Source organism: Mesobacillus maritimus (assembly GCF_023715205.1).
Classification (GTDB): Bacteria; Bacillota; Bacilli; order Bacillales; family Cytobacillaceae; genus Mesobacillus_B; species Mesobacillus_B maritimus_C.
In genome coordinates, this window is record NZ_JAMBNR010000002.1 from 233,276 (window position 1) to 247,718 (window position 14,443).

Here is a 14,443-nt window from a genome sequence, read left to right on the forward strand (position 1 = left end):
AAAGGATGATGCCGTTTGTGCTGGACTCTTTCTCAGATGTAAAAAAAGAACTGAAAAAGAAGGCGAAAAAGAAATCTTCCGGCATTTTGCCCAGTTTATCAGAAAAGGATAAACAATGTATTCAGTTTATAAGAGAACAGACGAGGCAACAGAACCAAAACAATGTAACACGGACGCAAGCCTATTTTCAGTTTTATCTCCAGCACCCTGAAATACATTGGGCCCTTCTCGGACATATGGTATCGCGAAACGTCGGTTGGAATATGACCGATTTAAAAGGGGATTTGCTAACAAAACTACTGCCTGAAAAAGATCAGAAAGCTTTCTTTTCCTTTTTGGAACAGGGCAGTTGGTTGATTTTTCAAGATGTATTTCCTCAATTATTGATTTATGACCTCAGTGTGAGGCGGAGTCAAGAAATGTTCCACCTCCTACCTTTTTTTCACATATCTACCTTCATGGAAACGATGTGGCGTTATTTTTGGCATAGTGGGGATTGTTATACATTGGCGATTGCGATGGTGATAAATGAACAAAGCTATTTGGAAAAAAGATTGATTCAAAATGACCATTTCCAAAAAACCGTAACCGGTACGGTCAGCTTTAAAATGTATGAATTTTTGCGACTCAATAATATTCTTTTTCCTTATTGGGCAGGTGAAAAAAGGGGGAAAACTTCACTTGCCGGCGCTACTTCACGGTATTTCACTTCGCTCCACGAAAGAATCTTATTCGGAAAAAAGTTGTATTCCCTTCTTTTTCAGCGTAAGAAGATTCTGCCGGGGGTCATGCAATGGGCACAGGTACACCCTCACACAGGCTCGCGGAAAGATTATTGGCCGCATATGTTTAACGATGTAAATGAATCTTACCCCCGATCCCTTTATAAGCGACGAGTCAAAAACTGCGAGTTGAGAAAAGGTGCCGAGCGGCTGTACAGCCCGCCATTAAAATACGCCTGGCCGAATGCCCCTCATCAAGAGGCAAAAAGCGAAGATTGGTTTGAGGATTGGCATGTACTGGATTATCTTCATCAAAAAGTCAGTTTGGATGGAGAGATTCTACCTAATTATTGCAAAACCCTTGAAACCATTGAACTTGCGGTTATGGCGAAGGAAGCCCTTCTGTTACGAGAAGAAGATGAATCATGAACGAAATGCGGCTCTGGTACTGTTCATTTCAGTGGAATGTGGAATGATTTATGTATAAATGGCCATTAAAATATAAGTTTTGCTACGACACTGGTTTGTACCTTGTAATTAGGATAATAGGTATGTAATCGGTTTGTGAAATCTTGCAGGTATTTATTCAGGTGATGGGTATTAATGGCTTTTTTCTAATCAAAGAACAACGGCTATAATCAGCATTTTGAATTTCCGAACGATACAAACTGGGTCTTTTGTTCTATATGGCTTTACATCATCCTCAACAAATGTTTTTCTTCAATACTATAAAAATAATAAGCCAAAACTCTGGGAATTTCTAAATGCTGTGCGAACATTCAGTGGGGTTAAAGAAAACCCTTACTGAATGAAGTTTCACTATGTTTTATGACTTAGTTCCCAAATTTTACAAAAATAAAAGGAGTTTGAAAAAATAAAGAGAAATTATATAACGATATGATTACATTTGGAATCGCACTGATTTTTTGATTCGAAAAAAAATCACACACAAATTTACCTTTAGAAAGGGGGGATTTTTTATGAAAACTTTGTATAAAACGAAGGATCTTTTTCTCGGAGAAAACATGAGAATGAACGGAGTGACCAGTGCGGATATTGAGACGATTTTAGTCGCGATTATTCAGACCTGTTACGATGGCATTTATGTAGCTGATAAAAATGGCGTCGGAATTATGGTCAATAAGGCTTATTCAAGAATGACCGGTGTTGAAAGTCATGAACTGCTAGGCAAGAATATGCTAACCGTTGTAAAAGAAGGAATTGTATCAGAATCTGTGACCATCAAAGTTTTAGCAGAAAAGTCCCCACAAACCATTATCCAAACTGTACGGGGGAAAGAAGTGTTAGTAACGGGAAGTCCAATCTTTGACTCCTATGGGGAAATTAATTATGTCGTGACCAATGTACGTGACATATCGGACTTGAATCAGACGAAAACAGCTTTACATAACAGCAAAAAACTAACGGAAAAGTACATCAATGAAATTGAGGAATTTAAAAAGCGAGAATTAATTCATATGCACCTCGAGGGGATTGTCGGCCAAAGTCAAGAGATTATGAGAGTTTTTCATCTTGCCAGAAAGGTAGCAAAAGTCGACTCCAGTGTATTAATTTTAGGTGAATCAGGAGTGGGCAAGGAAGTAATCGTTAACTACATGCACCAAGAGAGCGACCGCAGCAATAAACCATTAATCAAAGTCAACTGTGGAGCGATCCCAGGGCATTTGCTAGAATCCGAGTTATTTGGTTATGAAAAAGGCGCGTTTACTGGGGCAAGCAGCCAGGGAAAGCCAGGTTTGTTTGAAATGGCAAACGGCGGAACGATCTTTTTAGATGAAATTGGTGACATGCCCGTTGACCTCCAAGTAAAGCTCCTCCGCGTTTTACAAGAATTCGAGATCATGCGGGTCGGTGGGACAAAAAGTATCAAAATTGATGTTCGGGTCATTTCTGCGACACACATGGATTTAGAGGCCATGGTTGATAAAAATGACTTCAGAAGGGACTTGTATTACCGCTTAAATATCGTCCCAATCAGAGTCCCACCGTTAAGGGAAAGAAAAGCCGATATCCTTCCGTTAGCGTTTTATTTTTTAACCAAAAATAACAAAAAGTATAAGTTGAATAAACGGTTTCATCCAGAAATTCTTCACTTTTTTGAGGATTACCGCTGGCATGGAAATATTCGTGAACTTGAGAATTTGATTGAAAGATTAGTCGTAACCACTGATAATGAGGAAATTTTAATCAAAGATCTCCCGCCATACATGCTGCAGGGGAGTGACCAGAATCGGCCAAAACAATCAGGAAAGTTAAAGGAAATGGTCGGCAATCTTGAACGGAAATTGATCAAAGAGCAAATGAAAGAATCAAAAACAACAAGGGCTGCGGCAAAAGCATTAGGAATCAGTCAATCGGCTCTTGTCAAAAAAATGCAGAAATTAGGTTTATAAATTTATAGTTTGATGAAAAAAGGAATCAAAAAGCCATCGATATTTCGGTGGCTTTTTTCTTTTGCCTTCATTCATTATTTCTAACGTAAACATAGTGTTTATATGTATAAATTTGTAAATAGACGTCTAAATTTCCCAATTTACATAAAATTGGCACGATAATTGCAAGAAAGATAAATGAATACATAAATACAAATAAGGGGGAAACAAAAATGAATATTCCTAGTTTTCAGTTGGATGGAAAAGTGGCGCTTGTCACAGGAGGAAGCAAAGGAATCGGGTTTGGGATGGCACAGGCGTTAGGTCACTATGGCGCCAAACTTGTGATTACAAGCCGTGGAGTGGAAGAAGGCGAGAACGCTGTTGCTCAGCTAAAAGAAGAGAACATCGAGGCTGTCTATTTTCCTTGCGATGTCACAAAAAAGGATCAAGTTGAACAATTGGTGGCGAAAGTTGTGGACCATTATGGCTCACTAGACATTTTAGTTAACAATGCTGGCATGAATATCCGCAAGCCACTTGTTGAAGTCGAAGAAAGTGATTGGGATCAAGTCTTGACGGTTAATTTAAAAGGTTTGTTTCTCATCGGACAGGCTTGTAGCAAACAAATGATCAAACAAAACTATGGAAAAATTATCAATATCTCATCGATTTTAGGAACCGTTGGCATGCAGTTTCAAACTTCCTATGCGGCCAGCAAGGGCGGGATTAACCAATTAACGAAAGTGTGGGCAGAAGAATTAGCTCCACACAACATCACCGTAAACAGCATCGGGCCAGGTTATATCAAGACTCCGATGACAAAAGAGTGGTTGTCTGATCCTGAGAGAACAGAATGGATTATCAATTCGACGATGAGCAAACGAATTGGTGAAACATCAGACCTTGTTGGACCGGTTGTATTCCTAGCATCCGATACTTCTGCTTATGTAACTGGACAAATATTAAATGTAGACGGCGGTTGGACAGCACGTTAAAAAGAGGGAGGTTTAAACATGAATATGATGAACGAGATTCATTTCAATCGGCAGGTAAAAGTATTTGAACACCGGCCGGAAAATCTAATCAAGATGTTGGAAGAAAGCGTCGAAAAGTATGGTAATAAAGAAGCACTGGTGATGGACGATGTTCGCCTGACTTATATAGAAATGCTTGAGAAAGTGAATCATATTGCCGGGAATCTACAAAAATCAATGTGTGTGAAAAAAGGGGACCGTATCGCAATTTTAGTCGGCAACAACATCGAGTTTTGTCTACTGGTCTTTGCTTGCGCCAAATTAGGTGCGATTTTCGTTCCACTAAATACGAGATTAAAAGAACGCGAACTATCTTATATGGTAAAACAGTCAGGCAGCAGAATCTTGTTTGTGGATGATGAGTTTTTACCGAAAGTAGAAGAGCTTCGCGATCAAGAAACGCTCGACAATATCGAGTATTACTTCTTAATCGGCAATCAAAGTGCTAAACGAAAGGACTATCTCCCATTTGAGATATTAGAGCAAACCTCATCTGTTGCCGAAAATTCGATTACTGAGGAAGACCCATTATTTATTATGTATACGTCTGGAACAACCGGGCTTCCGAAAGGGGCAGTGGGAAGTCATTTAGGTGCGATTCACAGTTCGATGAATTATGAAATGGTGATGAAAACCGACCATGATGCGACGACACTAATCGCGGTTCCGCTATTTCATGTGACAGGGTTGATTGGGCAGCTTTTTCACATGATCAGAGTCGGCGGTACATCGGTGATTATGAGAAGGTTTAAAACCGAAGAGTTTATTCAGTTGACATCAGAAGAACAAGTTAGCTTTTTATTTAATGTTCCAACCATTTACACAATGATGATGGTCCATCCTGATTTTTCACTGTTTGACTATTCAAATGTGAAGGTGATCGCTTATGGCGGTGCGCCGATGTCGATGGAAACCATCTACAAATTAAGGAAGCACTTCCCGAATGCGCATTTCCATAATGCTTACGGTGCAACAGAAACCTCTTCACCGGCAACAATTATGCCGCAAAACTTTGATGATTCCAAAGTTGCTTCTGTTGGATTACCAGTTCCTGTTGGAGATCTGAAGGTGGTAAATGATTTGGATGAACCATGTTCCCCGAATGAAGTGGGAGAACTGTTAATCAAAGGTCCAATGATTGTCGAAGGATATTGGGACAATGAACAGGCGAATCAAAGCTCATTCCTCGAAGGCTACTGGCGTTCAGGAGATTTAGCGAAAATCGATGAAGATGGCTTTGTTTATATTGTCGACCGGAAAAAAGATTTAATCAACCGCGGTGGTGAAAAAATCTTCTCGATTGAAGTAGAGAATGTGCTTTATGAACATCCGAAAGTACTGGAAGCAGCCATCGTCGGCGTCCCGGATGATTTATTCGGGGAAGTGGTCAAAGCGGTGATTGTTCCGAAAGAAAACATCGATCAGCAGGAAGTCAAAGACTTTGTAGCTGCTAGATTGGCAAATTACAAAGTTCCTAAATACGTAGAATTTGTTGCAGAACTTCCTCGGAACGCTGCGGGGAAAATTTTAAAAAATGATTTAAAGAATCTACAGGAAAACTAAAGGGGGGAAATAAAAATGTCTAGTATCGGAAAAAAAGTTTGGGGTTATCGCTATGTTGTTTTGGTTATTCTTTGGTTAGTTTATATTATCAACTATTTTGATCGGATGGCTGTTTTAACGTTCCTTCCCTATATTCAGGAAGATTTAAATTTAACTCCTGTGGAAGTCGGGCAGCTCGCATCTGTATTTTTCTTTGCTTATGCGGCTGCGCAAATCAGCGCTGGATTTTTAGCGGATAAAATTGGTCCGAAGAAAGTCATGTATATTGCCATTACGGTGTTCACTTTTGTTACTGCGTTAACAGGTGCCGTAAAAAGCTTTGGGCAGTTTGTTTTGTTAAGGATTGGGTTAGGACTTGGGGAAGGACATCATTTTGCTCCGGCGATCCGCGCGATTAACAACTGGTTTCCTCGAAAAGAAAGAGGCCGAGGGATTGCCTTTTTCACGACATCATGGGCGGTCGCACCTGCAATCGTTCCAGTTATTGTGACAAGCATTTCAGCTTTCTTCTTTGCAGGAGAATGGAGACCGGTATTTTATGTACTAGCGATTCCTGGTGTACTTGGAATTTTCTTATTATGGCGTTTTGTATCAGATAGTCCAAAAGAGATGATTGCAAAAGGGAAATTGAGTCAAGATCAGGACGTTGAGGAAGATGGGGAGCCTGTAAAGGTACTTTCAAAGGAAGAGAAAAAGAAAGTCAATGCCATTTTCTTAAAAGATATTAATTTTTACGTGTTTACTCTATGCCTATTCTGTCAATTAGCGATTTATTGGGGAACGTCGACATGGTTAACTTCTTTCTTAGTAACTCAGCATGGTTTAAATATAAAGGAAATGGGTTTATTTGCTTCAGCACCTTATATCGTGGCTTTCTTTGCGATGATGCTTGGCGGTTGGCTAATGGATAACGTCGTTCATCGGATGAAGCCAGTGGCATTAATTGGTTATATTGGTAGCATCCCGGTACTTTGGATGTTAGGGACCATTGATAAAGGAAATACCGGTTTATTACTAACATTGCTTTTACTCGTTGGTTTCTTTGTAAACCTAAACTTTGGTTCGATTTATGCGTACATTCCGAAATTATATCCGAAAGAAGTCGTTGGAAGTGCGACAGGATTAGCAAACGGAATTGGGCAATTAGGTTCGTTTATCGCTCCACTTGTTGCCGGCTATTTAGTAACCGTGAATCCTGATGGATCACAAGATTTCCAAGGAGCGTTTATCTTCTTTGCAATTGTTTCAGCTGTGGCAGCAGTTTGTGCCATCATTTTAAAAGAAAAGAAAGGCAATGCTGCCAACTCACCAGCAGCTAGCAATAAATCAGCTAGCTAGCAGGACAGAGGGACAGGCACTATGTCCCAAAAACAGGTAGAAGTGGTGGAGTCTGACCCTTAGTGTGGAAAAGCTTTACTCTGCACTGAGGGAAAGACTCTATTATTTTTGATTATAGATGGTATCGGGAAGTAAGTTCCTACGTTTCCTACTATATTTCTCATAGAATACTAGGCTATAAGAGAAATTTAGACATGTTAACCGGGAAGCACGAAGTCGAAAAGATTGGCTATGTAGATTGAAGGAAGGTCACAACGAATGGGGGAAGTTTAGATGGTATCAATAAATAAGTGAATTTTAAAGGTAACAACATTTAGTATGGCATGACTTCGTGAAACTAGAATCATTGAGTCCTATATTGCACGATTCAACTATAATTGCTGTTCATTTTGTTTTTTTGTTTGTAATCGTTCTTCCAATACGTGAATCATATATAAGAAATGTTCCGCTTCACGTACGACATGGTCCCCTAATAAAGGATTGATGACGTTTGTAATTTGGCAGGACTTAATGAGTTCTAACCCTGTTTTCTTAAAAGCAAGGATTTCTTCAGCGGCGTTTTCACTGTCTTTATTCATTTTCCCGATAATCGGATAAGTTGGTTGTTTTTTATACAACATCGACTCCACATCTCTAGCCTGATTTAAGAGCGTTTCAAAATCATCCCCAAATTTACGTGCTGTATTAACTAAATTTCGTTCTGATTGGTCTAGCAATGCAGAGATAAAACGAGAGTGTTCCATCATGATGCGTAACCAAAATACATTTTCATTGATAATCGCATCTTGAATGGGGTCTAATATCCCTTTATTAAATTTCTTTAAAGTCCGCATAAAATATTCCGCTTCTCGTGCAATATGATCGACCAATAAAGGGAAATTGAAGCCGCTAATTTTGCAATTAATGATAAGAATGAGAAGGTTTCTTTTAAAATTGCGAAATCCAAGTGTCAATTCTATGCTTTCTTCGTTCAACTTTCTTACTAATTCTACATTATGGACGATTTGGTAAGCCTTCTTTTCTTGTTGCTCAAAATAATGGAAAAAACGGTCGGTTTGCTGGATTAGATGTTTATCATTTCGATTAAACCCTTCCCCTAAAAACAGAGCATGTTCTTTCATAATCCTTAACCAAAACCTATTTTCTGTTAGAGAACGATCGATAAATAACTGCTCTGTCAGTGATTCAGGTTTTGCGGCAAAGGATTCTGGAGCCATTAACATCTGATTGAATTGATCAACATTCACATGACCGGGAAGTTGATGTTGTCTATCCATCATAATCCTCCTTTTGTTTGGCTTATTACTAATCTATTTTTTTCCATGGGGATTATGCAGGGACAGGAGGGACAGTGAACTATGTCCCAGAATGTCTTCGGGGTTTGACCCACTGTACAGGAACGCAATATACATTCAGGTTCCAGTGCCTATAAAATTTGGGGAAAGAACAGCTGTCCTTCTACGGTTGAAATCTTGAACTTAATTTTAACCAACTTGTAAGAATGAAAATATTTATATGAAAGGGTCCGTCTCCCAAAAACTTTCCGGCACTGGGGACAGACCCTTTTTTTGATTCATCAAATAAAAGAATGAAACGGACGATTGAATACTGGACTACAAAGGAAATGACCTTTCGGCTTAAAAAATGTTGCAAAAGTGCACCTTCCAATTAATAAATTTCCCTATATAAAAGGTGAAGGCCCTAGGAAAATTCGTGTCGTTGGCCGAGATTGAATCAAGTTTGTTATTTATGAATCTTGTAAAAAACATTCATTCCACTTTTTAAAAGGAGATGATAATCATATTATGTTAATTAAAAGTATATCGGTCTCAACCCTTAAAAATCAAACCGATAAAAGTCCAATCTCCAAAGACAATTCTGTTCAACCTTCGAATCTGGATATATATAAACACTTTTGTATTCAAAGAGGAATCTCTTCGTTTCAAACCGCCATCGTTCACCGAGCGATTGATGGTGACACAATCGAACTGACCAACCGTAGAAGGGTGCGGCTGATCGGAATTAATACTCCAGAATCGACCTATAAAATCGAAAGGTACGGAATCGAAGCAAAATCCTATACAGAGAAAAAGCTTGCCGGAAGAAAGGTCTGGTTAGAGAAAGATGTGTCTGAATATGACCGATATGGAAGGCTGCTTCGGATTGTCTGGCTAGCTCAACCGGAGGATGACTGTGTTGAATCAGAAATTCGCACGAAAATGTTTAACGCTGAATTGCTTTTAAAAGGCTATGCCGAACCGTCCACCTTCCCGCCGGATGTAAAATATAGTCCTTATTTTAGGCAGTTTGCTCGCGAAGCACGCGGTAATCAAATAGGATTATGGAAATTTGGCGGGAAAGGCACCACGACTGGGGATTTTGATTTTATTAGATGATAGAACTTGTAAATCTTTCTGTAACAGGGAAATCCCTATCTTTGAGAGCGTGTTGGATAAATAACAGTCCAGTCTAGTAAAAGAAAATATTCAATGGATCGTAATTTTACCTATGAAGATTAGATAAATAAATTTTCTTAAGTTTCTCCTTCTTCACATAATAAATTGATTGATAATAATTCTCATTATCATTATAATAAATTTATTGAGAACGATTATCAGTTTGCGAGTGGATTGGATTTTAAGGGGGAAGAACATGGATTTATATGATGTAACGATCATTGGTGGCGGTCCAGCTGGCTTATATAGTGCTTTTTATAGTGGTTTACGAAATATGAAAACGAAAATCATTGAGGTTCAACCTGTCCTAGGTGGCAAGGTGAATCTTTATCCTGAGAAGGTTTTGTGGGATGTGGGTGGTCTTCCACCAATGCAAGCACAACAATTTGTTCAGAATTTAATTGATCAGGCGAATACGTTTTCACCAACAATTTGTTTAAATACGAAAGTGGAACAAATTAAGAAACAAGATGAGCGATTTGTTCTATCAACAGATTCTGGAGAAGTGCATTATTCGAAAACCATTATTGTTGCGGTAGGGGGAGGGATTTTAAATCCCATTAAACTTGAGATTGATGGCGCGGAAAAATATGAAATGACGAACTTGCATTATACGATTTTAGGATTGGAACGCTTCCGTAATAAAAGAGTTCTTGTTTCAGGTGGCGGAAATGGCGCGATTGACTGGGCGGTAGAACTTTTAGCCGTGGCAAAAAAAGTGGTCGTTATTTACCGCAAGGACCAATTAACCGCCCATGAGTCACAGGTTGAAAAGCTAAAAGAACATGGTGTCCCAATCATGCTGAATGCCGAAATTCAATCTTTAGTCTCGAATCGCAATAAAAACGCGATTGAACAAGTGGTTATTTCACAAAGTGGGGAAATTACGTCATTAGAGGTTGATGATGTGTTAATTAGTCATGGCTATAATCGGGATGTGTCATTAACATTCGCGGATGAAATTCAACCAATCCGCAAAGATGATTATTATTTAGTAAGTAAAGGACAATGTAAAACCTCCGTTCCCGGGATATTCGCTGCTGGAGATATTATTTCTTATGACGATAAAGTCCATCTATTACTTGGGACTTTCCAAGATGCTGTGCTTGCGGTGAATAACGCTAAACTGTATATCGATCCACAAGCTGATAAATGTGCTATGGTATCTTCACATAATGATAAATTCATAGAGAAAAATAAAGAGCTTTTAAAAAGGTGATTTTTGTCTAGTAAACTTTAAACAACGAATCATCAATTTTTATATTGTTAAAAATGAGAATCGTATTGTTAATTTAATAAAAAAGCAAACATCTTGATGGTGTTTTAAAAAACGCATTGTTGCTCGACATAGCCAGGGGGCAAGTACCTTTTGTCAAAAGGTACGAGGTAGATAGAAAACATTAAGGTTTTACCTGGCGAATTATTGAGGTTCAACAGGAAGGTCCATAAATGAGGACTTAAGTTTATTAAGGTGAAAACTGACATGTACATAACCATAGAGGGGCACCACTTCGTGAAGGTTTCCAGGTACAAATCCAATTTTCTTTCCCTCGATACTTCGTTATAATATAATGAATAGAACATATAGTAAAAAAGGACTGAACATGCGCGAACATGTCCAGTTCCACAATAGACGGTTCCCGTTAAGGGGTCGGCTGTTTGGGAAAAAATAATCCACCAGAGGTGCTAACTCAAGGGTGGGTTATTTTTTATGGTTAAAGGACAGGATGGCTAGGATTAAGCTAGCAAATGCGATCGCAAACATCAAAGACTCGTTCACTGTCACTAAGCGTCACCCCCTTTCTATTTGGGATGTGCCGACACCGTTGAGAAACACCAAATCTATTGTTTCTTTAGTTTAGCATATTTTCGAATGAGTGGGAACATACGTTTTGTTTTACGGATATATGGCCTCGTTTTTCAAACTTTTTTGCGTGCAGACATTGCCAAATCGGCTTTCTGACATCAATCCCTACAGGTCGTTTGCTCATCAATCTCAGATAATCTATAGTTAATGATAAAAGAAATGACCAGTAAAGAAGGATTATGATGATGAATAACAGTCAATCAAACAATAGTGTGCTTTCGATTATTAAGCAAGCACTGCAAGTGAATAAGAAGCCATTTCCTTGGTTAAAAGCATTTAGTGCGGGGGTAGCGGCGGCTTTACCTGTAATCATAGGATTAGCTTTTGGGCATTTACAATATGGGTTAATTGCTGGTTTGGGTGGTTTTGCCTATTTATATGTTTTTAATGTCCCATATGCGCAGCGTGCAAAGAAAATCTTTTCGGTTGTTCTTGCTTTGACTCTCGTTACTTATTTAGGAACAATTAGTGCACCATATCCACTAGCCGTTGCGATTCTGATGGGAATCATCGGTGCCACAGCGATTTTTGTTTTCGGTGCATTAAAAATAGCCGGTCCATCTGCCATCTTTTTTGTCTTGGTTTTTGCGATGACAACAGGGATGCCAGTCAATCCCGATGAAGCTTTTTTAAGAGCAGGATTAGTGTTTCTAAGTGGTTGTTTATCGTGGGTTATCGCTATGTTCGGATGGTTTATTAACCCCGAAGGTCCAGAAACAGGTATGGTGACAAGAGTGTTTTTGCAATTAGCTAACCTATTGGATTCGGTTGGAACCGTTCGATTCACCGAAAATAAGCATAAAATGATGGACGTTTTAAATGAGTCTGGAGAGACTTTATCCGCGAGTTATATTCCATGGCGAACAACTGACATGTTCAATCGGTTATATCTACTAAATCGGTATGCACATCAGATGTTTATTACGATTGTTGAGCATTTTTCAAATGCAGAAACACCATTACCTAAAGAATTAGGGCAAGCGACGTGAATACTGGCAAATTCTTTGAACAAGCGTGATCAGCAGGATACAACAAGAATTTTACAGCCGGAGAAAATGGAACAGCAGGTAAGCCACCTGTTCTCTATCCTCTACAATGCAGATGCCATTCTGAATGAACCAAAAAGCAAAATTAATAAATCCATTCAGTTTGATCAAGTCTCGCTAAAAACGATTTTTATGGGAGCTTTTGATAAAAATTCCATTGTGTTGATTTCGTCCATTCGTTTTGGCGTGATTACGGCCCTTGCTGCGATCCTTGCTTATGAATTTGAATTTGCTCGTTCTTATTGGGTGCCGTTATCTTGTGTAGCCGTGATGTCGGGGGCAACGATTGTAGCGACCTTTCATCGAGCGATACAACGGTTTTTCGGTACGGTTATTGGGATCGTCATTGCCGGGTTCATTTTATCCTTTGAACCTTCTGGTTTTGTGATTGCATTGTTTATTTTAGGGTTAACGTTTTTCACCGAGTTGTTTATCGTGAAAAATTACGGCTTAGCAGCACTCTTCTTTACGCCAAATGCCTTGTTAATGGCGGAAAGCACCAGCCATCATTTGTTTAGTTTTTCTTATTTTGCACAGGCGAGGTTCATTGACATTGTGATCGGCAGTGCCATTGGATTAATTGGCGCTTATCTCATTGGAAGAAAAACAGCTTCAAGCAGAATTCCACACTTACTTGCGAAAACGCTTCGAAGTCAAGCACAGTTTCTAATGGTGCTCTTTTCGGACCAGGGAAAAGGATTTGATGCAAGCAAGAGTCGAGAAAGAATGAAGATGAGAACCAATTTAAGTAATTTACAAACTTTATATAATACTGCATCTGGGGAGATTCCTGCGAATCGGAAGGTGTTAGACCATTACTGGCCAAATATCTATTCAACAAAGCACTTAGGGTATTTATTAGAAACCTATTCAAAAGAAGAGAATAGGCCAGTCCTTTCCGATGAAAAATTAGCACAAATTTTATATGCATTCGAAACAATGGCCAATGCAGCAACAAGAAATATTGCCCCCAAGCAGATAGTCATTCCAGAAATTGAAGGCTATCCAAGCATCAAAAAAGAAATTCAATTTTTACAAAGTGGGACGGAGGGACCATGTCCCAATAAATGAACGAATTAGGGCTTTTCCTAGTTGTAGGAATAACTTTTTCTACATAAGGGGAGGTCCTTTTTTGCGGAATAAAAAAGGGATGTCGGAGCTAAACCTTTTCCATTCTTCCTTCATTCTTTATTGAATTTAAGATGGTCCTCTTCTTAAGTGAATCCACTCTAACTAAAATGATCATGTGAGAAGGGAGTAAAGAGGAAATGCTTAATTGGTTATGAAAGATCACAAACACAGAAATTACCGATAATTTTATTATGTAAACTTAATTGAACATTAAGAATGAAAAACAAGTGCCTTGTAGCACTTGTCAAAAAAGGTAATGGAGGTACTACCTCTACATTGTATGTAAGGAAGGTTAAATCTGCATATCAAAAATCTCCTAAAGGGGAACAAACTTTACATAAAAATAAAAAACCGTTTTACCTATAGAAATATAAAAATATGGAGCAATACGAAACCACCTAAAAAGGTGGCCCGGAAATTGGACTAATTTTCCTTAATAAAATATTCATGTGGTTCAACGAATGTTCCTTGTCAAACGTGAAATTCGTGACTTTGTCTACATTGCCTAAAAGTTGATCGATTCTATACATTGCAGCAAGGGGATGTCTAGTAGCAAACATTTGTTTTTATGCTGTTGAATGATTGGTAAGGTGATAGGAATCCTATTTTTCTTTATCCTTTATATATTCATCTCCCATTTTTAGGTTGACCTTCCCTTTTTCTTCCCCGTGAGTATTCACCTTATTTTCAGGCTCATGATTTCGAGTAGAACACCCTACAAGGATAAAAAGAATAATAACTACATTAAAGATGATTCTTAATTTACTCATCAATAAATGCCCTCCAATACAAAACCAAATAAATGTAAACGATTGGTTTTTATATTGCCCAATCGAAGAACACATATCCTATAAGTTATTTGCTAGGTTTGGCGAAACATGTTTTCGATA

At 38.6% G+C, this 14,443-nt stretch carries 11 protein-coding genes; 9 read left to right on the forward strand and 2 right to left on the reverse strand.

All coding sequences use genetic code 11. The annotated features are described in order from the left end of the window. Nucleotides 1–8: 8 nt before the first annotated feature. The 5 genes from M3182_RS03530 (at nt 9) to M3182_RS03550 (ending at nt 7,053) form a co-directional block, all read left to right on the forward strand. Nucleotides 9–1,151 (forward strand): DUF2515 family protein, encoded by a 1,143-nt coding sequence (locus M3182_RS03530; protein ID WP_251556473.1) that lies wholly within the window; start codon nt 9–11, stop codon nt 1,149–1,151. Between the two features lie 551 nt (nt 1,152–1,702). Next, entirely contained in the window at nt 1,703–3,136 is a 1,434-nt protein-coding gene (locus tag M3182_RS03535) for a sigma-54 interaction domain-containing protein (protein WP_251556480.1), read from the forward strand. Between the two features lie 212 nt (nt 3,137–3,348). Next, nucleotides 3,349–4,113, forward strand: a complete 765-nt coding sequence (locus tag M3182_RS03540; RefSeq protein ID WP_251435073.1) for an SDR family NAD(P)-dependent oxidoreductase — start codon at nt 3,349–3,351, stop codon at nt 4,111–4,113. An 18-nt stretch (nt 4,114–4,131) separates the two neighbouring features. Beyond that, nucleotides 4,132–5,715, forward strand: a complete 1,584-nt coding sequence (locus tag M3182_RS03545) for a class I adenylate-forming enzyme family protein (protein ID WP_251556482.1) — start codon at nt 4,132–4,134, stop codon at nt 5,713–5,715. Between the two features lie 15 nt (nt 5,716–5,730). Continuing rightward, the gene (locus M3182_RS03550; protein ID WP_251435079.1) at nt 5,731–7,053 is read left to right on the forward strand and encodes an MFS transporter; all 1,323 of its coding nucleotides are present in this window, start codon (nt 5,731–5,733) and stop codon (nt 7,051–7,053) included. Nucleotides 7,054–7,424: 371 nt separating this feature from the next. Here the strand turns inward: M3182_RS03550 and M3182_RS03555 are convergent, their stop codons facing one another. Further along, complete coding sequence (locus M3182_RS03555; protein WP_251435092.1) at nt 7,425–8,330, reverse strand: DUF2935 domain-containing protein; 906 nt, start codon at nt 8,328–8,330, stop codon at nt 7,425–7,427. Nucleotides 8,331–8,858: 528 nt separating this feature from the next. Between M3182_RS03555 and M3182_RS03560 the strand changes: the two genes are divergently transcribed. From M3182_RS03560 to M3182_RS03575, 4 genes are all read left to right on the forward strand, one after another. Further along, complete coding sequence (locus M3182_RS03560; protein ID WP_251556488.1) at nt 8,859–9,449, forward strand: thermonuclease family protein; 591 nt, start codon at nt 8,859–8,861, stop codon at nt 9,447–9,449. Nucleotides 9,450–9,705: 256 nt separating this feature from the next. Further along, nucleotides 9,706–10,728 (forward strand): NAD(P)/FAD-dependent oxidoreductase, encoded by a 1,023-nt coding sequence (locus tag M3182_RS03565; protein ID WP_251556489.1) that lies wholly within the window; start codon nt 9,706–9,708, stop codon nt 10,726–10,728. Between the two features lie 830 nt (nt 10,729–11,558). Then, complete coding sequence (locus tag M3182_RS03570) at nt 11,559–12,365, forward strand: aromatic acid exporter family protein (protein WP_251556491.1); 807 nt, start codon at nt 11,559–11,561, stop codon at nt 12,363–12,365. Between the two features lie 15 nt (nt 12,366–12,380). Further along, nucleotides 12,381–13,493: an FUSC family protein gene (locus tag M3182_RS03575; RefSeq protein WP_251556493.1), complete on the forward strand. Its 1,113-nt coding sequence runs from the start codon at nt 12,381–12,383 to the stop codon at nt 13,491–13,493. Nucleotides 13,494–14,155: 662 nt separating this feature from the next. Here the strand turns inward: M3182_RS03575 and M3182_RS03580 are convergent. After that, nucleotides 14,156–14,323, reverse strand: a complete 168-nt coding sequence (locus tag M3182_RS03580) for a hypothetical protein (RefSeq protein ID WP_251435105.1) — start codon at nt 14,321–14,323, stop codon at nt 14,156–14,158. Between the last annotated feature and the right edge of the window lie 120 nt (nt 14,324–14,443).